General features: G+C 61.5%; 29 protein-coding genes and 1 pseudogene. 9 read left to right on the top strand and 21 right to left on the bottom strand.

Going from position 1 to position 20,539, the window contains the following annotated elements; genetic code table 11:
• Nucleotides 1-3: 3 nt before the first annotated feature.
• Nucleotides 4-309 carry an ETC complex I subunit gene (locus tag X566_RS19555; protein ID WP_034470749.1) on the bottom strand — a complete coding sequence of 102 codons (306 nt, stop codon included), beginning with the start codon at nucleotides 307-309 and terminating at the stop codon, nucleotides 4-6.
• Between the two features lie 227 nt (nucleotides 310-536).
• Between X566_RS19555 and X566_RS19550 the strand changes: the two genes are divergently transcribed.
• Nucleotides 537-1,751, top strand: a complete 1,215-nt coding sequence (locus X566_RS19550) for an OpgC domain-containing protein (protein WP_081740341.1) — start codon at nucleotides 537-539, stop codon at nucleotides 1,749-1,751.
• Nucleotides 1,752-1,800: 49 nt separating this feature from the next.
• Here the strand turns inward: X566_RS19550 and X566_RS19545 are convergent, their stop codons facing one another.
• Nucleotides 1,801-2,625 (bottom strand): enoyl-CoA hydratase/isomerase family protein, encoded by an 825-nt coding sequence (locus tag X566_RS19545; RefSeq protein ID WP_034470747.1) that lies wholly within the window; start codon nucleotides 2,623-2,625, stop codon nucleotides 1,801-1,803.
• Between the two features lie 152 nt (nucleotides 2,626-2,777).
• Here X566_RS19545 and X566_RS19540 point away from each other — a divergent pair, with 152 nt between their 5' ends.
• A complete protein-coding gene (locus X566_RS19540) occupies nucleotides 2,778-3,518 on the top strand; it encodes an IclR family transcriptional regulator (protein ID WP_034470745.1) in 741 nt (246 codons plus the stop codon).
• Nucleotides 3,519-4,053: 535 nt separating this feature from the next.
• Entirely contained in the window at nucleotides 4,054-4,599 is a 546-nt protein-coding gene (locus X566_RS24090; RefSeq protein ID WP_051444366.1) for a hypothetical protein, read from the top strand.
• Here X566_RS24090 and X566_RS19530 read toward each other — a convergent pair.
• Entirely contained in the window at nucleotides 4,596-4,928 is a 333-nt protein-coding gene (locus tag X566_RS19530; protein WP_152539993.1) for a hypothetical protein, read from the bottom strand. The two genes, X566_RS24090 and X566_RS19530, sit on opposite strands and share 4 nt — an antisense overlap.
• Before the next feature lie 98 nt (nucleotides 4,929-5,026).
• On the opposite strand from X566_RS19530, the gene X566_RS19525 reads away from it, so the two are divergent.
• From X566_RS19525 to X566_RS19515, 3 genes are read left to right on the top strand one after another with little or no spacing between them, the layout of a single operon-like run.
• Nucleotides 5,027-5,743 carry an SOS response-associated peptidase gene (locus tag X566_RS19525; protein ID WP_034470740.1) on the top strand — a complete coding sequence of 239 codons (717 nt, stop codon included), beginning with the start codon at nucleotides 5,027-5,029 and terminating at the stop codon, nucleotides 5,741-5,743.
• Nucleotides 5,740-6,018, top strand: a complete 279-nt coding sequence (locus X566_RS19520) for a hypothetical protein (protein ID WP_244434842.1) — start codon at nucleotides 5,740-5,742, stop codon at nucleotides 6,016-6,018. The genes X566_RS19525 and X566_RS19520 overlap by 4 nt, the downstream gene beginning before the upstream one ends.
• 18 nt (nucleotides 6,019-6,036) lie before the next feature.
• Nucleotides 6,037-6,369, top strand: coding sequence for a hypothetical protein (locus X566_RS19515; protein ID WP_034470737.1), 333 nt, complete (start codon nucleotides 6,037-6,039; stop codon nucleotides 6,367-6,369).
• Between the two features lie 4 nt (nucleotides 6,370-6,373).
• On the opposite strand, the gene X566_RS19510 is transcribed toward X566_RS19515, so the two are convergent.
• The 12 genes from X566_RS19510 to X566_RS19455 all read right to left on the bottom strand — a co-directional run bounded on the left by X566_RS19510 (nucleotide 6,374) and on the right by X566_RS19455 (nucleotide 15,082).
• Nucleotides 6,374-6,679: a hypothetical protein gene (locus tag X566_RS19510; RefSeq protein ID WP_034470734.1), complete on the bottom strand. Its 306-nt coding sequence runs from the start codon at nucleotides 6,677-6,679 to the stop codon at nucleotides 6,374-6,376.
• Nucleotides 6,676-7,281 carry a hypothetical protein gene (locus X566_RS19505; protein WP_034470732.1) on the bottom strand — a complete coding sequence of 202 codons (606 nt, stop codon included), beginning with the start codon at nucleotides 7,279-7,281 and terminating at the stop codon, nucleotides 6,676-6,678. The genes X566_RS19510 and X566_RS19505 overlap by 4 nt, the downstream gene beginning before the upstream one ends.
• A 2-nt stretch (nucleotides 7,282-7,283) precedes the next feature.
• The gene (locus tag X566_RS19500) at nucleotides 7,284-8,171 is read right to left on the bottom strand and encodes a hypothetical protein (protein ID WP_051444365.1); all 888 of its coding nucleotides are present in this window, start codon (nucleotides 8,169-8,171) and stop codon (nucleotides 7,284-7,286) included.
• Nucleotides 8,172-8,262: 91 nt separating this feature from the next.
• The gene (locus X566_RS19495; protein WP_034470729.1) at nucleotides 8,263-8,775 is read right to left on the bottom strand and encodes a hypothetical protein; all 513 of its coding nucleotides are present in this window, start codon (nucleotides 8,773-8,775) and stop codon (nucleotides 8,263-8,265) included.
• Between the two features lie 2 nt (nucleotides 8,776-8,777).
• Complete coding sequence (locus tag X566_RS19490) at nucleotides 8,778-10,100, bottom strand: gp53-like domain-containing protein (RefSeq protein ID WP_034470728.1); 1,323 nt, start codon at nucleotides 10,098-10,100, stop codon at nucleotides 8,778-8,780.
• A 6-nt stretch (nucleotides 10,101-10,106) separates the two neighbouring features.
• A complete protein-coding gene (locus X566_RS19485) occupies nucleotides 10,107-10,451 on the bottom strand; it encodes a hypothetical protein (protein WP_034470725.1) in 345 nt (114 codons plus the stop codon).
• Nucleotides 10,448-10,858, bottom strand: coding sequence for a hypothetical protein (locus X566_RS19480; protein ID WP_034470723.1), 411 nt, complete (start codon nucleotides 10,856-10,858; stop codon nucleotides 10,448-10,450). Before X566_RS19480 ends, X566_RS19485 begins: the two co-directional genes overlap by 4 nt.
• 7 nt (nucleotides 10,859-10,865) lie before the next feature.
• Nucleotides 10,866-11,279, bottom strand: a complete 414-nt coding sequence (locus tag X566_RS19475) for a hypothetical protein (RefSeq protein WP_034470721.1) — start codon at nucleotides 11,277-11,279, stop codon at nucleotides 10,866-10,868.
• Entirely contained in the window at nucleotides 11,280-11,687 is a 408-nt protein-coding gene (locus tag X566_RS19470) for a hypothetical protein (RefSeq protein WP_152539992.1), read from the bottom strand.
• Nucleotides 11,687-12,028 (bottom strand): hypothetical protein, encoded by a 342-nt coding sequence (locus X566_RS19465; protein ID WP_152539991.1) that lies wholly within the window; start codon nucleotides 12,026-12,028, stop codon nucleotides 11,687-11,689. The genes X566_RS19470 and X566_RS19465 overlap by 1 nt, the downstream gene beginning before the upstream one ends.
• Nucleotides 12,029-12,117: 89 nt before the next feature.
• On the bottom strand, nucleotides 12,118-14,676 hold the full coding sequence (locus X566_RS19460; protein ID WP_034470714.1) for a phage tail protein: 2,559 nt from the start codon (nucleotides 14,674-14,676) through the stop codon (nucleotides 12,118-12,120).
• Nucleotide 14,677: 1 nt separating this feature from the next.
• The gene (locus X566_RS19455) at nucleotides 14,678-15,082 is read right to left on the bottom strand and encodes a DUF6950 family protein (RefSeq protein ID WP_034470711.1); all 405 of its coding nucleotides are present in this window, start codon (nucleotides 15,080-15,082) and stop codon (nucleotides 14,678-14,680) included.
• An 84-nt stretch (nucleotides 15,083-15,166) separates the two neighbouring features.
• Here X566_RS19455 and X566_RS19450 point away from each other — a divergent pair, with 84 nt between their 5' ends.
• The gene (locus X566_RS19450) at nucleotides 15,167-15,451 is read left to right on the top strand and encodes a hypothetical protein (RefSeq protein ID WP_034470708.1); all 285 of its coding nucleotides are present in this window, start codon (nucleotides 15,167-15,169) and stop codon (nucleotides 15,449-15,451) included.
• Here the strand turns inward: X566_RS19450 and X566_RS24825 are convergent.
• From X566_RS24825 to X566_RS25605, 5 genes and pseudogenes are all read right to left on the bottom strand, one after another.
• A complete protein-coding gene (locus tag X566_RS24825) occupies nucleotides 15,414-15,752 on the bottom strand; it encodes a hypothetical protein (protein ID WP_152539990.1) in 339 nt (112 codons plus the stop codon). The two genes, X566_RS19450 and X566_RS24825, sit on opposite strands and share 38 nt — an antisense overlap.
• Nucleotides 15,753-15,771: 19 nt before the next feature.
• Entirely contained in the window at nucleotides 15,772-16,386 is a 615-nt protein-coding gene (locus X566_RS19445; protein ID WP_051444364.1) for a hypothetical protein, read from the bottom strand.
• Nucleotides 16,386-17,021, bottom strand: coding sequence for a hypothetical protein (locus tag X566_RS24085; RefSeq protein ID WP_051444363.1), 636 nt, complete (start codon nucleotides 17,019-17,021; stop codon nucleotides 16,386-16,388). Before X566_RS24085 ends, X566_RS19445 begins: the two co-directional genes overlap by 1 nt.
• Nucleotides 17,021-18,901 (bottom strand): phage tail tape measure protein, encoded by a 1,881-nt coding sequence (locus X566_RS19435; protein WP_244434841.1) that lies wholly within the window; start codon nucleotides 18,899-18,901, stop codon nucleotides 17,021-17,023. The genes X566_RS24085 and X566_RS19435 overlap by 1 nt, the downstream gene beginning before the upstream one ends.
• 45 nt (nucleotides 18,902-18,946) lie before the next feature.
• Nucleotides 18,947-19,510, bottom strand: a pseudogene (locus X566_RS25605) (phage tail length tape measure family protein); the annotation flags it as partial.
• Between the two features lie 60 nt (nucleotides 19,511-19,570).
• On the opposite strand from X566_RS25605, the gene X566_RS25375 reads away from it, so the two are divergent.
• Both X566_RS25375 and X566_RS19430 read left to right on the top strand, forming a co-directional pair.
• Nucleotides 19,571-19,858: a hypothetical protein gene (locus X566_RS25375; protein ID WP_244434839.1), complete on the top strand. Its 288-nt coding sequence runs from the start codon at nucleotides 19,571-19,573 to the stop codon at nucleotides 19,856-19,858.
• Nucleotides 19,859-19,871: 13 nt separating this feature from the next.
• Nucleotides 19,872-20,273, top strand: coding sequence for a hypothetical protein (locus tag X566_RS19430; protein ID WP_081740335.1), 402 nt, complete (start codon nucleotides 19,872-19,874; stop codon nucleotides 20,271-20,273).
• Here X566_RS19430 and X566_RS19425 read toward each other — a convergent pair.
• Nucleotides 20,270-20,524, bottom strand: a complete 255-nt coding sequence (locus X566_RS19425; RefSeq protein ID WP_034470701.1) for a hypothetical protein — start codon at nucleotides 20,522-20,524, stop codon at nucleotides 20,270-20,272. The two genes, X566_RS19430 and X566_RS19425, sit on opposite strands and share 4 nt — an antisense overlap.
• Nucleotides 20,525-20,539 lie beyond the last annotated feature (15 nt).

Genomic DNA, 20,539 nt, shown 5'->3' with positions numbered 1-20,539 from the left:
GCGTCAATGCGTCCAGGGCTCGGTCCGCTTGAACGCGAAGTTGTCCGCGTATGCGGCGATCCGGCGCGCGGGCTCCTTCGGCTCGAACACCTGATAGGGAATGCCATGACGCTCGCAGTAGGCGATCGCCTCTTCCTTGGTCTCGAACCGCATCGTCAGCTGCTGTTTCATATCGCCGGATGACGTCCAGCCCATCAGCGGCTCGATCACGCGCGGCTGTTCCGGCTCGTATTCGAGCTGCCAAACGCGGCTGTTGGCGGCGCCGGACTGCATGGCATTCTTCGCGGGCTTGTAGATACGGGCTGTCATGATCGAAGCAAGCGGTGTCGAAAACCGGTCGTCCCTATCAAAAACCGCAGGACCAGCCCCGCGGTTGAAATCAATTTGAGATGAGTTGACCGGTTTGCGACGGTCGCCTGGGTCATCTCGCGGCCAGAATCGGTATAGTCCGTCCGATCGGACCTTACAATATTGGTTGTTTTCCGTTTTCCTGCCGTTTTTCGCCTCCCCGAGCCTGTGATACAAGCATAGCGCGCATGAGCACTATTAACGCAGTTCTTCCGCCGAGCGGCCGGGATCTCCGGCTCGACTTGTTCCGCGGCATCGCCAACTGGGCGATTTTCCTCGATCACGTTCCCCACAACATCGTCGCCTGGGTAACCACCCGCAACTACGGCTTCAGCGATGCGGCGGACCTGTTCGTGTTCATTTCCGGCTACACCGCCTCGTTCGTCTACGCCAAGGTGATGCTCGAACGCGGGTTCCTGATCGGCACCTTCAAGCTGCTCAAGCGCGTGTGGCAGCTCTATGTCGCGCACATCCTGCTGTTTATCGTCTATATCGCCGCGATCGGCTACGTCGCCCAGCGCTACAACGAGCCAGGGATCATCCACGAGTTCAACGTGGCGGGCCTGATCGACAATCCGATCCAGACGATCTTCGAAGGCCTGATCCTGAAGTTCAAGCCGGTCAATCTGGACGTGCTGCCGCTCTACATCGTGCTGATGGCGGTATTTCCGCTGGCGCTATGGTGCATGCTGCGCAAGCCGGATCTGACGCTGGTCGCGTCGATCCTGCTTTACTTCGCCGCCCGCGCCTTCGGCTGGAATCTGACCGCATTTCCGTCCGGCACCTGGTACTTCAATCCCTTCACCTGGCAGCTCCTGTTCATGTTCGGCGCCTGGTTCGCGCTCGGCGGCGCGCTGGATTCCCGCAAGCTGATCCAGTCGCGCTTCCTGCTGATCGCGGGCTCAGCCTATCTGCTGTTCGCGATGGTGATGACGCTGGCCGGCAGCTTCCCGCAGCTCGCGTCGCTCTTCCCCGAGCAGGTGTTCAACGCCTTCAACCCGAACGACAAGACGAACCTGGCGCCCTATCGCGTGATCCACTTCGTGATCATCGCCTTCTTCGTCACTCGCTTCGTGCCGCGTGACTGGAAGGGGTTGGAATGGGCTGGTTTCAAGCCGGCAATCCTCTGCGGACAACATTCGCTTGAGGTGTTCTGCGTCGGCGTGTTCCTTGCCTTTGTCGCGCATTTTCTGCTGCTGCTGAACAGCAGCCTGCTCATGCAGTTCGTGGTTTCGTTCGGCGGCATTGGCCTGCTCTGTGCGCTGGCTTACTTCAAGGAGTGGTCCTCGAAGCTCGACAAGAAGCCGCCGCGCATGGCCGAAGACGGCGTCACTCCGCTGCGCAAGGTCGGGCCGAGCATCCTGACGCGACCGCCGCGCGACAAGAGTGTCTCCTCCTCATAGCGCGGCGAGATTGACTGAAGCACTCTCGCGTGAGGGCTGGCCCTCACGATCAGCGCCCTGAGAAATTCGGCACACGTTTCTCGTGGAAGGCGCGCAGACCTTCCTTGATGTCCTCGCTCTGGAAGCATTGCTGCGCGCGACGGGCGAAGGCGTCGCGATCCAGTGCATTGCGGGCGATCTCGTTGATCGCCCGCTTCATGCCCCTGACCGACAGCGGCGCCATGCCGTTCAGGTCACGGACCAGCGCATCCACCGTGGCGTCGAGTTGCCCGATCTCGCACAGCGTCGTCAGATAGCCGATCTCCAGCATCTGCTGCGCCTGGATACGCCGCGCCGTCAGGAACAACAGCTTGGCGGCGTTGACGCCAAGGCGTGTGACATAGCGGACCATACCGCTCTCGTAATAGTGCAAGCCGAGCCGCGCCGCCGGCATGAACATCTGGGCGTTACCGTCGCCGATCCGGAAATCGCACGCCAACGCGAGATCGGTCGCGCCACCATAGACGCCGCCGTTTAGCTTGCAGATGGTCGGAACGTCGAGGTTTTCGAGCGCGTCCACCATATCGCCGAATGCGGTGTCACGCCGGGCCTCGGACGACGGCTTCTGCTCGACGGCACGTTCCTGCAGGTCGCCGAGATGAAAGCCCGATGAGAACACCCGCCCCGTGCCGGTCAGCACCAGCACCCTCACCGCTGGATCATTCTCGATCCGCGCAAAATAACCCGACAGCGCCGCCAGATCTGGCGGCTCCAGCCGATTGGCGACCGCCGGACGGTTTAACCGGATGGTCGCGACGCCATCGTCGATCGATAGAATTGGGAGCGTTGCCTCCACGGTTTGCGCTGGCTTGGCCGCGGAACTTGCTCCGGTCATCGCGGGTCCTCGTCACATTTGGTTCCGGATTATGGAACGACTTGTTCTTTAAAGCGGCACACGCTAGACAACGCCTTCCGCGAAGTAAAGCGCAGGACTGGGGCGCGCGCTTGCACGCGGTGGGACAACAATTCGCGAAAGCCAGGGCCGCCATGGAAAGCGTCAAATCCGTTCTTCGCATCATCGAAGCTGTCGCAGCTTCGCCCGAAATCGGGGTCTCCGATCTCTCCCGCCATCTCCGCCAACCAAAAACCACCGTGCAGCGCGGGCTGATGACGCTGCACGAGGCCGGGTGGATCCGCCCGACGCATGAGCCGCGCCGGCGCTGGAAGGTCACGTCGAAGCTGTTCATGCTCAGCCGGTCGGCGGAGACGGAAGCGCGGCTGCGCCGCGCGGCACTGCCGATCATGCAGGCGCTGCGTGACGAAACGCAGGAGACGACGCACCTGATGGTGCGCGAGGGCCGTCATCTGGTGCTAGTCGAGCGCGTCGATTCTCCGCTCGTGCTGCGCACCGTCCGCGACCTCGGTTCGCGGTCGCTGATGCACGTCACCGCGAACGGCAAATCCTATTTGGCGCACCTCAGCACGCGCGAGCAGGAAGACTATCTCAGCGGCAAGCTTACCGCTCTTACCGAACACACCAAGACTGATCCGGAAGCACTTCGTCGCGATTTCGCGCAGATCAAGAAGGTCGGTTACGCGACCAATTTCGGTGAACTCGACCTGCACGTTCATGCGGTGGCCTCGCCAATCCTCAATCAGGACGGCAAACCGGTTGCGGCACTGTCGATCTCCTGTCCGGCGTCCCGTCTGCCGATGGACAAGGCCCACGCCTTCGGCGCCAAGGTCTTGGCCGCGGCAAGAGCGGTTTCACAGCGGCTGGTTGAATAAGTCGGACCGACGCTGACACCATCTCAGAAAGCCGCTCGCAAGGGCGGCTTTTTGCTTGGTCTTTTTGCCCGTGTGGACATTGACCTCTATGGCGACCTGCGACCTCTATGGCGACCTGCATGGCGCGTTCATGCTATGTTCACACACAGTTCCCTACGGTGCAAATCTGGGGAGTGGGACAGCATCACGGCAGACGAGTCGTCGGGTTATGGGGGCACCTTTGAGATACGCTTCAAGACAACCAAACATCTTCACACGCTCGCGGTTGCCGCGATCGCAGCCATCAGCACCAACTCGCGTGGTCGATGTGGCAGAGGGGCTCGGAAGCCAGCGCTCCACACCGATTGGCTGAGTTTTCATTTGGATGATGACTGAATGGTCGGGGCAGCAGGATTCGAATGTCCCTCAACCCCTTGTTTTTTCGTGAGTTCGTTCTGACGGTTCCAGATTGGAACGAGGGAACCGCGGACAAGTTGTCCGACCCGTTCGTGCTTGACGCTTGTCCGATGTTCTCTCTGCGTTCTATGGTCCGGCCATGTCCGCAGATCACGTCACCCGCCTGCCCCGCGTAGGCCGCCACCCGCCGCTGTCCGGCCGTGATCGGCGCCACTACGCGCGCGAGGCTGCCCGCGCGCCGCAAACCTATATCGACATGATGCTGGATGCCGAGCGCAAGCGCGCCGAGGCCGCACGCGCGGAAAAGGTTGCGGACAGGCTGGAGTGCGAAGCCTGGTGCGGCGCGCTGCTGTTCGGCCTGGACGTGGTGCGATCGCCGACGATCGCACAGGCCCTGAACGCGGGGTTCGATGCGATCGAGATCCAATGCCAGCGCTGTCGGCGCATGAGCCTTGTGCCGCTCGCCAAAATCAAGCGGCCGCCCGACACCGAGCTATGGAAGCTGGAGCCGTCACTGATCTGCCAGCCCTGTCGGGACGACCTCGAAGCTCTGAAGCCGAAGCGCGGCTTCCGCTCGCGCACGCAAGCGCTGATCACCGGACTGCATCTGGCGCAGCGCGAGCCGGACCCGCCAGATGATCCGCAGACGCCTTCTGCCGCAAAACGCGCCGGCCGAGCCGGCTAGCCGTACACGAGCGTCGCCGGCTCGACGTCGCCAACGATCGCCAAGTCCGTCTCGCGATCGTGGTCATACAGGTGCACACCATCTGGTGGCCGGTCGAAGTATCGCGCGAAGAACGTATCCGCGTGCTTTTCCAGCAGGCGTCGCAACTCGGCCGCCTCCGCCGATGTCGTCTCCGGCCGCAACAGCAGGCCGAAAGTCATGTCCTGACACGATGGCAGCAGCCCGCCGGCAATCTGGATGACATGGCCGGCTGGCCCTTCTGCCAACCCAAAGTGGACCTGGAAGCCCTCGGTTCTCAGAAGCTGTTGATTTTCCTCATGATCTGCCATGGCGCACCTCAATCGCAGCCCCTGCGCCATTAGAGAACGAATTGAGAACATATGCAAGGTGTGCCATCGTGCGCCCGAGTCCGGAGACCGAAGCGCCGATGTGTAACCTGTATTCCATGACCAAGGCCGAGCAGGCCATCCGCGACCTGCTGCGGACATTCAACAACGCCGGCAACCAGGTGGTGCCGATGCCGGGGATATACCCCGACTACTCCGCCCCGATCGTGCGCCAGACCGAGGCCGGACGCGAACTAACGTTGATGCGCTGGGGTATGCCGTCGTCGCAAAAGGCGCTTCTCGAAGCGGCCAAGAAGCGCGCCGCCAAGCTTGAAGCGAAAGGCAAGCCGGTTGATTTCAAGGAGCTGCTGCGGCTCGAACCTGACAAAGGGACAACCAACATCCGCAACACCTCAAGCGCACATTGGAAGCGCTGGCTCGGCCCTGCGAATCGATGCTTGGTCCCGTTCACGTCATTCTCGGAGTTCGATCCGCGCGCGAAGGAGAACGTCTGGTTCGCAGCCGACGAGAGCCGGCCCCTGCTCTGCTTCGCAGGCATCTTCACCGAAAGCTGGACCAGTGTGCGCAAGGTGAAGGATGGCGAGGTGACGATCGACGTGTTCGGATTTCTCACCTGCGATCCAAACGCCGAGGTGAAGCCGATCCATCCGAAGGCGATGCCGGTCATTCTGACCACGGCCGAAGAGCACGAAACATGGCTGCGCGCCGGTTGGGACGAGGCCAAAGCGCTGCAACGGCCCTTGCCAGATGGCGCCCTTAAAATCGTCGCCCGCGGCGGCAAGGATGATCCAGCATGACGCAAAATCCGTTTATGAAATTCGTTGCAGACCGCCCCTATGCAAAGCCGGAAGCTGCAGCCAAGCGCCTGCTGGAATACGCCTTGGCGATCGAGGATTCGCAAAACCGAATCCACGTCGAGAAGGTCAACTGCCCGTTTTTATTCCAGGACAAGGCGAGCCCGGCCGAGTATGGCGCCGGCATCAAATGGCTGATTGCTGAGGGCCTAATCCAAATGCACGAAAGCGGCGGCCATTTCACGCTGACGGAGAAGGCCAAGCAGAACGTGTGTTGACTGTGCTAGGCTGCATCGATGGCAGCCAACTGGTCGCAACCGCTCAGCACCCTCTTCGGCCCTCGCCCGGTCGAAACGCCTGACGGCCGCCTGCTGCGTACGCTCGCTGACGCGCGCGCTTACGCGAACAGCCTGCCCGCCCACACGACCGACAACGATCCACACTGGCAGCACGCTGCTGGCATTTTGATCTGGGCCGCAGAGACCCCAGCCGCCGTCGTCTTCACGCACCACGCTGTGAAGCGCGCAGTCTATGGCGGTGACGAGCCAGCGCCGATCGGGCGCATGTCCTACAAAGAGAGAAAGGCGGCGGCGTTTAAGGAAAAGCGCAGGAAGGCGAAGGGGCGATAGGACATCAAGGATATTCGCCGTCGATGCCGCGCCGGCCCTGGACGAACCCCTGCCCGTGACGCAGTTCGCGGATATCCTGCTCGGCCGCGGTCACGCGGGTGTCGAGAACCCTCACCTCGCCGCGCATATCAGCGAGGCGGATGAGAACGTCGCTGAGTTTCTTGATCTCAGCCTGCACCGCGGCGACGTTGACCTCGATCGACGAAATGCGGCTTGATAGTCGCCAGCCGCCGCCGAACAGGTGAATGCAAACGTTGAAAGCCAGAGTGGTGCCGGCGATAACGAGCATCGCATATGCGGTGTCTGTCATTTCTTGCGACCACCCGTCACGGCCTTAATGGCGCTCACGACAGAACCTCGCTCTCCGGTCATCGCAGTGTTGTAGCGACTGGTCGTGTCGATCGCGACGGCGCCGAGCAGCAGAGCGAACGTTCCGGTTAATGGCGACATGGCCGCAATGATCGCCGCCATATCGGCTGCGCTGATCCTGCCGAGAGCCACCAGCGGGATCAGCGTGCAGATTTCGAGACCGAGCAGGACCAGCACGTATCCGAGCAGGTGTCGCCAATGCCACCATGAGACCTTTCCGGCCTCTGCACGAATGGTCTTGTTGACCTCGCCGGCCACCCGTCCCTGAACTTCGGCAACGGTTGTCAACCAAGCGTAACGTGCGGCCACTTCGGACTGGACACTGTCCAGCGCCGCCCGCGCCGTCTCAGGGTCCATACCCTCGATCGTGCTGCGGACATCCGCCTCAGTTGCGCCAGGCTTCAGGCCCAACACCTGCTTCAGCTTGCTGATGGCAAACGCTGACACAGGGCCCGGCACGCCGAATGCCGTCGCCAGCGCAGGCAGGCTCCAGTCGAGCGCCAGTTCTGCGGCCCAGCTCCAGCCGCCGAGGTCAATCTTCATGGTCAGGCCGCCTTTCGCTTCGGTTTGGTCTTCGCGCGCGGCTTACGTTTCGCCGCAGGCTTCCGCGCGGGCTTCACTCGGACCGTCGTGTCGGACTTCCAGATCTGCGTGCTCGCCAGAGCCTGTACGCCCTTGCTGCTGAGCAGCGCAGCCGGAGCTTCGCCAACGCGCCAATCGGAGGATGCCTCCGGCGGAGACGGCTTGCGGTTCTTCCACCAGCGCCAAGCCAGATAGCCCAGCGCCAGCAGGGCGAGGACGCCTGCCGCGATTCCGATCCACGCGCCGACACCGAGGCCATGGTGGGCCGCAGTAGTCGCCATGACCGCGCCACCGGCGACGGCCGCGCCGCCGGCCGCTTGCTTGGCCTTGGACTGGTCACGCAGCAGAGCCTCAACGCGCTGCGGCGGCACCAGAGATTTGTTCAGGCCATCACCAGCGTAATAGGACTGGCCTCGCTTGATATCGCGATGCGCGCCCTTGGTGTCCTGCAGGACTGGGAGAGATGCCCACTCCTGCGCCAGCAGCTTGGCGAACGTTGTCACACCGATCTCGCCAGCAACGAACCGGTCATACCCGCGTCGCTTCAGCAGGTGATAGCCGAGCCGGTCCTGCATCGCGGCATCGAACTTCGCGCCGGTATCGAGTCCGAGTTCCTTCACCAGCCCGCGCAACGTCGCCAGCATGAACTGATATCGGCCGGCTGCCGAAGACCCGAAGCGTTTCGTCCATGTTGGCTGCGCTTTCATGACCTCGGCAATGGTCATCTGCGTCAAGGGCTTCGCCAGCTTCGCCTGGTTGTTGCCGTAGACCGTCTCGTAGCCTTTCGGCGCCTCGATGCCGCCGATGAAGTCAAGCAGATGCGCCGCGAAAGGCGGGATGGACTTGTCCATTGATATCTCCATAGGTTCTTGCCAGCGCGGAACTTTCCCCACTGCTGCAAAGCACAGGCTTTCGGCTTGTTACTTGGCGCGCCTTCTCTGCTCAGAGCGCCGCTGCGCTCTGAAACAACGCGTCGATCTGCTGGTCATCCCAGCCGTAAAGCTGGCCGATGGTCACCGTGAGCGGATGATGGCGCTCAAAGACCGTCGCGCCTTTCAGCATCATCCGAGCGCCGAACCGCTGCTCGGCCGGGAGCCGATCGATCAGCGCCAGCATTTCGGTCGGGATCGTGCCGGTCGCAACAGCGGCCTCGGCCTCGGCTCCACTGATCACATCGTCGAGCGCCAGTTGCTGAAAGAACTGCCGGTCTGAGATGGAGGCCGGGACTGGCGCAGGAGCTGGCGGCGGATCGAATGCGACCACCTCACCGTCTTGCCATCTCCGCCGCCCTTGATTTTCGACTAGATCGCTCCATTGCGCGTCTGAGATCGCGATAGCGTCGAGCGGGATCAGGCAGTCCGGATTTGGCTCATCACCACGCATGCGCAGTCCGTGAATCTCCTCGGCATAGAATCCCACAGGCAGGCCAGCTTGATCGAATACTGCAAATTTCATCGTCAATATCCTATGGCGATCCAGTTGACGGTCATTGCCGATGTGGGCACCGGTCCTCCAGTCCCCGATATATATCGGCAGCGGATCGAGAACGCACTCACGGTCACTCCGGACGCATTACATAGTACGACTTCGTTCGGGCCGACGTTGTTGTAAATTGGCACTGTAACGAGCGACCGCGCCGCGTTCGGGAATGAGGTCGGAAACGTAACTGATGAATCCGCAACGCCCGATGGCTGTGTGACCGATCCATATTGAACGATAACTCCGCTCGGCAGTTTGAAGTAACCGTTCGCCGCGTTGTTGGTCGCGGACCCAAGCGTGCTCCATGCCGTCGGCCCGTCAGCGTCGTCCAAGAGCGTCTTGATAAATGACGAGATGCCGAGATTCGTGAGCGCGGTGGAAATGTTTGTCAGATCGGATAAATTCAGCGACCGCAGCATGTCGCCCGAGCCAGACTCGCCTGCAATGGACAAACTCCAGGATGAAAAGGTGCCGGAACCAATCGCCCGATCGACCAGCACAGCCATGGATGAACTGGTGTAAGCCGTGACACGCCCTTCCATGTAGTTTTGTGTCGCGCTGATTGCGACCAACCGAACTCGGCTGCCAACGCCATATGCCATGCCAGGTTGCGTGTTGAAGTTGATGGTGTTTCCAGCCCCGACGATCGACATGTTGGTCGGGCTTGAGCCGCCATAGCCGGGCCCCACAGGCCCCTGGATACCAGTATCGCCCTTCGAAACCAGCAAGGTCCAATACGTTGCGTTCGGTGGCGCCTGGTTCACGCTCGTCTGTTTGGCGACATAAGCCGAACCGTTAAGTGTCACAACGTCAAACGGATTGAACTGCGTTACGCTGTCCCAAGGACGCGGCGCGCTGTAGGATTTATATGTGCCATAGAACACCCAGGCGCCTGTCGTCTTAACCCACATCTTTCCCGTAGAGACCTGCAGCGCAAACTGCCCCTCATCTCCCAAGGAAGGATCAGGCGCGGCCTCGTCGTCGCTGACGAAATGAAAGAAGCCGTCCTTGTTCAACGCCGCCACGAGACGAGCGACGTCGGCCGCTTGCTGCCCGCCCTCGAAGCGCAGCGGCGAGACCATGTAAGCGCGGTAAGTGACATTGGTCTTGGCGCCACCTTGCCACGGCGCGATCACAAGGTGAGTGACGTCCGTCACCGCTTCGATCACGATGGGCGGCCCGCCATCGATCGATATCGAGTCATATGCACGCAGGTTCGACCAGAGCGTATCGACACCGGTTACGACAGTGCCGCCAGCGGACACCGAGACGGTGCCCTGGGTGTAGATCAGGTCAGGCATGATCGATTATCCCGGCAGCTTCTTGAGAATTGCGGCGAGTTCGTCTGGCGTCGCCGCTTGATCGATCGCGATCAGGAGCTCTTGACGTCGCGCTTCGCGCTCGTCGATCGCGTCAGGCTTCGCCGCAACGATCGCCGCGAGATCGATGAGCGTTACCCCACGCATTTCAGCCTCGCGCGCGAACGCATGCTTGGGCTCAAGCTGTTCGCCACGCAGCACAGCATTGGCCACTTCACGCTTGCGCCGATAGGCATGGTCGCGATGAAGCGTCTCGCTGGCTCGCCGGTTGAAATCGGCATTGATCTTGAGGGTCGCCGAGACGCGGAGTGCCGGCATCGGATCGATCTTCATCGCACCTCCAGATTGAAAATCGCATCAAGAAACGGAAATGGCGCGGAGAACCGCAACTGATAGGCACCAGGATGCTCCACGCTGAATGGCAGCGGGCCCGACTGCAGCGCTTCGGTCGCCACAACCTCACCAGCAAAGCTCACTTCGAGCTCGCATGGTTGATTGACATGGAAAATCAGGTCGGAAGCAGACATGTCACCCGGCCCGACAACGTCGACCGTTGGTCGCGGAATGATCCGACCATCAAAGACGTAGTGCGTCACGGAATCGTTCATGGAGCCGCCGGGGTTTAGCAACGTGCCCTTGCCGAGCTCCGTATAGACCTTCTTCATGTGATCAAGACCGGGCTCTGCATGGACAAGGATATGATTGATCAGGCCCGACGCTTTGTCATAGATCACGAGCATTCATCACCTACGCATTCAGCATTCTATAGAAGATGTAGTAGACTACCCCGCTCCCCCCAGAGGTCTGGAGCGTGAAGCCGGACGGTGACACCGAAGCATAGTTGCAGCTCACAGTGATAGGACCGCCGCTTGTGCTTTTGACGATAAACGGCATTTGTCCGCGAAGATTGCCATCGCCGGGATTGAACACGTTGAAAACGAAGAAGCCGAGCGGCGCGGCCGGAAGCGTCTCGCCGAACGAGAAGCTGTAGGCAACGTTGCCGCCGCCGATGGTCACAGCGCCCTTCGTGTAGACCTGCAGGTTCGCGAAGCGTGCATCAAAGGCGAGTTGAGAAAGGTTCGCTGTTTCGACGTCGAATCCAGGCAACGACACCCGCAAGGCTGAACTGATGCCGCCTCGCATGAGAACACGCTTCACCATCTACCCGAACCTGCGGCACAGGACGCGATAGAAGACGTACAAGTCAAACTCGGTGCTGTTCACGAAGGTGACCTTGTCTGCATAGGAATAGCAGGAGACCGAGTAGCTCTGCGGCGCGCTCGTCGTCAGGTCGATCCTGAACGGATAATAGTTCACACCGTCCGGATATGACTCGTTCCACGACACGAACGGCGGGGCGTCGAGCGTTTCCGGAAAGGCGACAATCTCCTGCGATCCGTGAATGACGGTCACGCGCCCAGAAAGAAAGATTTGTTCGTTCTTGTAATCGGTCGAAAGCAGGAACTGGCTTTCCGCCGAAGCAAGTGTCACGTCGAGGCCTGAGCGCGACAGCCAGATTCCCATACGGCCTAGAGTTGGGTGGTAACCTGCGAGGAACCGCGCAACCATCACCAGGTCTTCCAGATGATATAGATCCAATTGCGCGCGCGACTGAAGTACGCGGAGTCAACAAACCCCCCGCCCTGAAGCCGGATGCCCCAGCCCGTTTGGGAGACGAACCCGCCAACCGTACTGCGCACGTCAGTCGATGACCCGGTCGAGTCGTATCGCCAGATCGTGTTTCGAACCGCAACCGGACCAAGGTCGGAGGCCCACTCATAGATTTCGACCGCGGGCGGTTGCGGATAGGTGGTGCCGAAGGGAATGATCGTCACATTGTTAATCGGCAGCCCCGTCAACACACCGGCCTGCAATGGCCTCTCAATATCGAGCGCCGAGTCCAGCGCCATGTAATCCGACGTCCGCGGGGACGTCAGCGCATCATAGCCAGGTCGCGAGATCGAAACCCGGTCGGGAGAAATGAGAATTCGCCGGGTCATCAGTCTGATATGACGAGTTGTCTATTGTCGAGATCAATCCGGAACTTGTTGTCCGCGCTCCTGATGACCCCCGCTGTAATTTCGCCGATGTTGGCCGAGATCGCAGACAAGAAGCCGACCGACAACTTGTTCACCGTGATCGACCCATCGCCGATCATATCCGCTCGCCAGACGATCTTTGGTGAGCCGCCGACGCTTGCAATCGTGAAGACGTCCACCGTGCTACCACCGGTCGTTCCCGGCTGCGAGACCCGAAAGACATTCGCAAGCACCGTGAACGACGAAACCTGCTGTCCACCATTGATCAGCTCGATGCCAGCGATGTAGCCGTTGACGTTTGTCGTGACTGACCAGCGCGCGGCGGCATAGCCGTTGAGCGTAGCGATTGCTGACGTGTTTGTCGCGATCAGCGCGTTGACACTGCCAAAGCTCGCCGTGACCTCGGTCGAGAACTCCGCGAACGCCTCCTGCGTATCCACAGCGACGGTCCGGACCTCTTCGATCCCGGCATAGGCGACGTTAAACCGAGCGCTGAGCTGGCTTCGCACCTGGCGCTTGTCGATCCAGTTGCGAGCGATTTCATTGGCAAGACCCGGAAGCCGCGCCCGGATTTCGCCGATCTCATCCTTGAGCGCCGCCATGACCTCGGTCACCTGCTTCTGGATGCTGCCTTCCAGCGCAGCCAGCTCGGCGAGCAGGGTCTTCTTCGAGACGGGGACGACGTGGAAGGGCGAAGCGGTTTGCGACACCCAAACCGTAAAGAAGGTCTGGCGGGCCGGGATCGTCTCGATGGTCGCGCGCGCCTCGTATTCGGTGCCGGCCTGAATATCGCCGAGGATCGTATCCTCGCCGGCGTCAGGCCGCAGGAAACGGACGGTCTTGATGGCGCCGGAATCGTCCGGGGTCTTGATCCGATATTCGACGATCACTGCGACGATGGTCGGGTCCGAGATCGGCGACCAGAGGCAGCGGAGCGACGGCATCGTCAGACCGCCCTCGCCGTTCACTTGGATGGCCTGCAACGTAAAGCCGGCCACCGACGAGGACAGCTCGTTAAAGCCCGGCAGGTCGCCTGGAACGTTCGGATCGAGCTCGTCGCTCGTTTCGTCCCAGGCGAAGACATCGGCGCCGATCTCGCCCAAGGCGACCCCGATGCTACGGTCGTCGTTGCGTGTGCGGCTCTCGACCTGCCAAGTGCGTGTGCCGTAGCGCGCGGAATTCCAGGTCACCCAGTCGCCGGGCTCGAGCACGATAAAGCGCGGCCGCAACGTGACCTCGGCGGTAGCCTGTTTGCGGACCCGACGCCGGAATATCTCCGCGACCCGCTGCGCCTGGGTTTCGGACAGGATCTGCGCGAAGTCGCGTTGTGTCGCCAGCCGTTCGCCGTCGATGATCTCGTCGGCGCCTGAAATGCGCGGTGCATACGGGATCTGCTGAAACGACTGCATCGGGTCGGTGTAGGAGCCGAAGATCGAATTCACCAGGTCCGCCCGGCTGCGCTTGGCCGTAAAGCGCAGCGGCTTCTTCTCGACCAGATCGTCATCGGTGAACGTCAGGACCACCGGCCGGGCCGCGCCGGCGACCGGCGCAAACGCACCCACAGCCTCCAGCGCCTGACCAGCCATGGCATCGTCAAAGTCCTGCAAAACCGAGCTGTACTCGCGATCGGCGCCGACCGTCATGCCGATCCGATAGCGCGGCTCACTGCCGCCACCCTTGAGGTCGACCAGCTCGTCGCAGACGTTCATCGCCGTGGCGTACCGATCAAGGATCAGGTCGGACGGCGCAATCCCCTGGCCTACGATCAGCTCGCCGCCGATGAACAGGCCGCGCTGGAAATTGTAGCGGCAAACTGCCGGGTTATCCGACCACTCCCAGGTCGCAGGGTCTGTCCACCGGTGCGGCCCGAAACCGCCGATCGAACTGTCCTTGCGCGGGTCGTACACCAGCCTGCCCTTCACCACGAACAGGTAGGGCTGCAGGCTGGTCATCACCCGCTCGTTGTAGCGCTCAGTCACCGAGACGTAGCAGATGCCCGCCAGCCGATCGTCTGCCGTCCAGCGATCGGACGGGTTGGCGTTGGCGTATAGCTGCGCGTCGGCCGCCTGCCCTTCGAAGCCCTGAAAGAAGCGGACCCAGAGATTATGCTCGCCGGCGTCGTCGAACTCTGTGACTGGAGTCCCGATCGCATCCGGCGCGCCGAACGTGCATTTCTTGCCGTTGACAAAAATGCTGTCGAGCGAGTGATGCGGACCGTCGCCGATCGCGAACACGCGTTGCAGATAGTCGTTGTTCTCACCGTAAACGTTGGCATACAGCAGGTGGCCTGCGGTTGCCCCCATGCCGAAGATGCAACTGCGCGGGATGGCGCCGCCATACTGGACGTTGACCTGCGTGCCGCGCGTCGATGTCGTTGTCGTGCCGGCCTGCTGCTGCTGATTGCCGCGCAGGCTGTTAACCAGGAACGATGCGCCAAGGCCGAGCCCGAGGTTTACGAGGGACGAGCCGATCGAGCCGAGCCCGAACAGACCGCCGATCGCTGGTGCCAGAAACGCCATCTCAGCCGACCTTGAAAGCGCGCGACGCGAGCGCGCGCGGCAGGACCACAAGCCCGATATACTGCGCTTTGCCGATCAGGATATCGCCCGCGCAGACGCAGCCGCCCACAGCGCCATCCCGCGCGACAACCGCGATATCGCCACGACCCATCATCATCACAGGAATCTCTTCGAAAGCGCTGGCGAATGCATCGCCAACCGTCTCATGTCCGTGCCTGCGCAGCACTTTCGCGGCGCCGATTTCATTCTCGTAGCCCCGAAGATGCGCCAGCGGATCGCTCCCGGTCATTGCCAGCACGCAATCCATTGGCAGCCTGAAGCAGTCCGACAGCCCATACTCGAACGGCAGGTCGCGATGCGTATCGATCGCCGACTGCAGCGCGTCAGGCCAGCTCTTGAGGCGCATAGAAATCTCTCTTTGTTCCACATGACGCCGGGGTTGCGAAATGTTGCAATGCCCGCCTCACAAATACGGGAGGCGACGAACAACATGATGACTAGAGAAGAAGAGCTGCGCGCTCAGGACCAAGCGCAGCTGATTGCGTTAGTGGAAATTGTTCGAGTGGTCGTCGGCGAAGTCTTCTTTGACGATGATCGTCAGGTGTTCCGAAGGCGTTTGGCAGTCTTGGAGAAGACCTCAATAGATTCGATCACCAACCGCCAGCTATGGGCAAACTCGATACCGGACCAAGAAACTTACATCAAAGAAGCCGCCGCAAACTACGTGACATCCATCTTCAGCTCGATCCGTCATCCGAACGACGTTCACCGATAGGCCGCGCAACTATCTCGCCGACGTTCATATCCAGAACGCTAAGCGAAAGCACGGAAACCCGTTGATCGCGATCATCTTCAAACAGATGGGACACTTTATCGATGCGCTCGCCAAAAATCGTTGTGGCGAGCGCATCGACATTCACGTTGGGCGGCCCGCCGTTCATAAACTGTTCGTTGAATTGCTTGACGCAATGGAAGATAGCTGAGGCTTCCCGCTCATCATCAAACAAAAGGATAGTTGCGGACCCAGCATCCCGTCCAACCATCACCGCATGACCTAACTTGAAGGCATGAAGCATTCTCGTTCTCCTCACCCGTTCACTTCATCCGTGCGTCGGCAATGGCCACCGGCCGGTCATGCACCCGGCCCCATTGCAAGACTGTCTCGCCGGCCCGGCCTACATGACGAAGACCGCCGTCGTTCGCATCAATCAGCCGCTGGTCCGCGTTGCCGCGCATGCGATAGCCGCGCCGCGTGTGATCGCGGGACTTGCTCTCAAGCTTCATGACGAGCGTGTAAAGCGCGCCGACCTCCTGTTCGTGATTGATCACGTCGAGATATCCGCGAAAAATGCGCTCGACCGAGATCAGCGCGCGCGCCGCCTTGTCGATATAGGCCACGCTCAGCGTGACCGGTCGCTGGTGATACTGCTCCTGCTCGATGGTGGCGAGCAGGTCGGGCGTCAGCTCGGTGTTCGGGATGGCCGAGAGGCGGAGCGTCACGGCAAACGACGCAAGCCCGGCGTTGGCCGCGATCGCATCAACCTGGATCAGCCCGCCGCCGCCTCGATACTGGACACCCTGATAGGTCATCGGCTCCCGGCCCGCCCAGAAGCCATAGAGGCCGGACGGGAAGTCGAACAGGATCATGTCCCGTTCATCGATCAGACCAGCCTCAAGGGCCGCCAGCGTCGCGGGATCGAACGTCCGCATCAGCCCTCCGTCGCCTCAAACGAGATTGGACTTGCGAGCGCGCCGGCCGCCGGCGCCGAGAAGTTGACGAGCCGCATCGTGCAGGTGGCCCGGACCAGCTGAGCCGACTGGACAAGTGCGACGGTCCCGATCACCGGCGGCTCGACGCTGAGCGTGATGGTTCCGCCGGCCGAGCCCGTCACCGGCTCCTGGACGACATGCAGCGTGCGGCGGCCGGTCGTGAGCTGGATCGACACATTGTCGCCGACCGAGGCCTCGTAGTTGGCCGGCAGCCCCGACAGCGAGATCGTCGTCGCGGTCGTCGTGGTAACCGTCGCTGTGCCGTCGAAGGCGCCGCCCACGGCGCGCGCGAGCTGCAGGACCGCCGCGCCATAGGTCAGCGGATAGACACTCTCCGGATCGAATGCCAGGAACGGATTGGCTGCCCCCTTCAGCGACAGCGCCCAGGACCGCCAGCGCGCACGATCGGCCGCATAGAGCGGAATCGTCGTCGCCTTGAACGACCAGTACGGATCGAACAGCTCGTGGCTGATAATCCGGCCGCCGGCCCGGTTGATCGCCTCGTTGCGCACCAGCTCGAACGCCGAGGTTTCGAACTTGTCGGTCGGCATCGCGCGCGGGAACGTGATCGCCATTACTTGATATTCCCGCGCCGCTTAGCCTCGTTGACCACTTGCGCGACCCGCGCCTCAAACCCAGGCGACTTGACCAAGGCTGCGAGCGCAGCGGCGATCTCCTCGCCGGCGCCGACCTGCGCGCCGCGGGCATCGATATTGAAGGCCATCGATACCTTGGTTCCGCCGCCGCCCGACGCCGATACGCCGAGCTTGCCATCGCTGCCGCGCTTGAGCGGCATGATCGCCTCTGGCTCCTTCTCAGCGATCGTGCCGATGTTGCCGTTCGCCATCGCGAAGGCACCAAGGCGGTCGACGACGCCCCCAAGTTCGTGCGGGATGACCCGGCCCTGGCTGAACACGTTGCCGTCGTAGCTTGGTAGCGGAAACGGGTTAACCCCGCCCGTGGCCGCCACGTTGTAGCCGTTCACCCACTGTGCGCCGCCGGACGAGCCGTCACCGAAAAGACCGCCGATCAGGCCGAACAGCCCTCCGCCGCTCGACCGGCCGCCGCCCAATGCCCGCCCGATCAGGTCGTCAGCCGCCATCTGGATCAGCTTGTCGGAGATCTTGCCGAGCGCATCGAGACCGGCATTCCGGAGCGCCTCCATGGCGTTCTGCCCGTTGCGGATATTCTGGCCGAACGTCACGAACGACGAGCTGGCGATCGAGCCATAGTCGCGCAGCGTGTCGTTCATCCGCATCTGCATGGCCAGCGCGCTGTTCATCTGCGACTGCCAGCCGCTGCCATAGATGTTGCGCATCTCCTGCGCGATGCGCTGGTCCGACGGCGACATAAACAGCGTGTCGGTTTCGAACTGGACGCGGCTCCGAAGATCGGCCTCTGCCCGCAGTTGCGCCTTGCGGCCAAGCTCCTGGTTGATCTTCACCAGGCGGGCGTATTCGGCCTCGTCAAACTGGGTACGGTTTCGGGCCGCCTCTTGCTCCAGTTGTTGGCGCGCCTGCAGGTTCGCACGCGCCATCACCTGCTCAGCCATGGTCCGGCCGATCAGATCGATCTCGAGCTGGGCGCTTTGCTTGCTCTGCTCTGCCGCAAGCAGCCGTTCGCGCGCCTGCTCCCGGATCGCCTCGTTCGCCTGATGCAGAGCCAGCGTGTACGCTTCCTCGGCGCGCTGTTTCGCCTGCGGATCGCCGCGATACTGCTCCTCTGCCTGCCGGCGCGCGATGTTCGCGCGGCTCGACGGCGAGTAGGCCGTCACGGCGTCGTAGCTGATCTTCGCGGCCGTCGCAGCCTTCTGGCTCTCGGTTTGGAAATCGCGAGACGCAACCCGCGCCTTTTCAAGCGCCTTGGCGACGAACTCGAACGTGTATCCGAGAGCCTTCAGCTGCGCACCTGCCCCTTCGTCGTTGGCAAGCGACTGAAAGATGCGCTCCATCTGCTCTAGCTGGTTGTTCAACTGCTCACGCTGGGCGATCTCGGGGACGAGGTTGCGGATCAATGCCTCGTCCGAAAAAGATCGCTGAGCCGCCTGGACTCGGGCGGTAGCAGCCGCCTGCTCGCCGAGCTTCTGGTTTACTTCGTTGATCGCCTTGATTTGCTGTCGGATTGCCTCCGTGCGATCCCCTTGAAATTGCAATCCGCTACTCAAGCCGGTTGCTAGAAAACGCTCCTGTTCAACGTTCAACTGAATAAGTCGCGCGTTCGCCCTCTCCAACTGCTCCGAAAGGTCGATCCGTTGCAGGCTGACCGCCCGTGCAACGACTTCACCAAATTTATCCCAGACATTGCCTAGAACATTCGTTACGGCTGTCCACCCACTCGCAATACCAGACGCGGCATCCGATACACCGACAAGGCCACTCTGTGCGCCCTGGATCAACACACGCTGGGCATCCCAAAGTCGGTTCTGTGCGACCAGATTATCGATGTTGCGCTTCATGGCCGCATCCATGAAGCCAAGCCGCGCATTCAGCGTCTCAGCGCCGCGCGCAGGATCGGCGAACGACTGCGCCAAGAGCTTCGTCGCCTCGGTCGCATCGACGCCGAAGGCGTAGGCGATATCCTTGCCCATCTTGACGATCGGCAGGATATTGTCGTTCGCAATCCGGCCGGTCGCCGCAAGCGCGGATGCGAGATCGCGCGCCTCGCCGATTGACAGCCCGAACGTCGACGAGCCTTGATTGGCGATGCTGTTGATTCCGCCGATCGTCGCACCGCTCGCCCGGCCGATTCCGGTCAAAGCCATGGATACCTGACGCTGCGTCTCCAGATAGGAGTTCACAGCCGCAGCCGCGGCAATGGCCCCGGTTGCGATGCCTCCAAAGGCGAGCCGCGCTGGCGTAATCATGCTCGACAGGCCGCTCGCCATTTGCCCGAAGAAGCCGCGCAGTGTGCCCTGGCTGGACGAAAAGATGTCGAAGATCTGCGCGGCCTGAGATGTGAACACCTGCATAGGGCTGGCACCCATGGCAAGCATGGTACCGACGTCCTGCGCCTGCCTTCCAAGGTTGATCAGTTCATAACGGGCCAGACCGACCGATTTGCCCATTCCATCTGCAGCCTGCCCGAACGCTGAGAACTTAACGCGCACGCGCTCCTGCGCGGCCGCGTGCTCGTCGAGCGTGATCACACCCTGCTTAAGGGCCGCATCGTAGGTGCGCATCGCACGCTCGGCCTGCGCGCGCATCTTGAACGCGAGATCATCAGACATGCGCTGCCGATCGACAGCGGCAGCCAAGGAAAGCTGCCGCTTCGACGACCGCTCGGTCGCGACCGCCATTCCGTCAGCAGTCTGCGCAACCGACGTCTGGGCGCGCGAAAGCGCGGTCAGCGAGGCGGTTGCCTCGTTGACCCCGATCGTGCGACCTTCGACGGTCAATCGCTTAATGGTCTGTAGGGAGGTAGTAGCCATGTATCGTGCGCTTCTGGCGTTAGTGCTGATCGCGAGCCCGCTCGCCGCATCCGCTCAATCCGTTATGGATGGATCAAGCAAACGCATCGGCGAAGATCAGCAGGCCAAGCTCTTTGGTGCGCTACGTTCTTCGCTGAACGACCCCTTCAGCGCCCAAGTGATCGAACTCGAAATGGGAAAGGACGGGCGCGTCTGCGGCAAGTTGAACGCCAAGAATGGATATGGCGGGTTCACCGGGTTTCGCGTTTTTGCCTTCGACCCATCAAACGGGCAGCTAACGCAGCTTAGCGACTTGAACAATTTCGATGTCTCGCGACCCGATGCGCGACAAAAGCTGGACGAGGCAGCGGCCAACCTATCGTTCATTACAACCTCATGCCCGCACTTGAAGAAAAGCTAGTCCCGAACGGTCAGCCACTCGTCATCCATGGCCCTGATCAATCCAACCAATCGTTCGAACCGATCGCCTGTAACGCGGTATCGCCGCGCATAGGCATCGATAGACGACCAGAAGATCGGCCCGACACCATCGATGCCGATCTGCCGGTCCCTATTCAGGGCGCGGAAGGCGTCCCACACCCATTTCAGATGCGGCTCGACCTCGACCCGCTCTGCCAGCGCCTTAAGATCGGCGCCCTCCTCGCTGGACATGTCGACAAGCCAGTC

It is taken from the genome of Afipia sp. P52-10, assembly GCF_000516555.1.
Lineage (GTDB): Bacteria > Pseudomonadota > Alphaproteobacteria > Rhizobiales > Xanthobacteraceae > P52-10.
The sequence above is the reverse complement of the archived record's forward strand: the minus strand, read 5'-3'. Positions and strand labels throughout refer to the sequence as shown.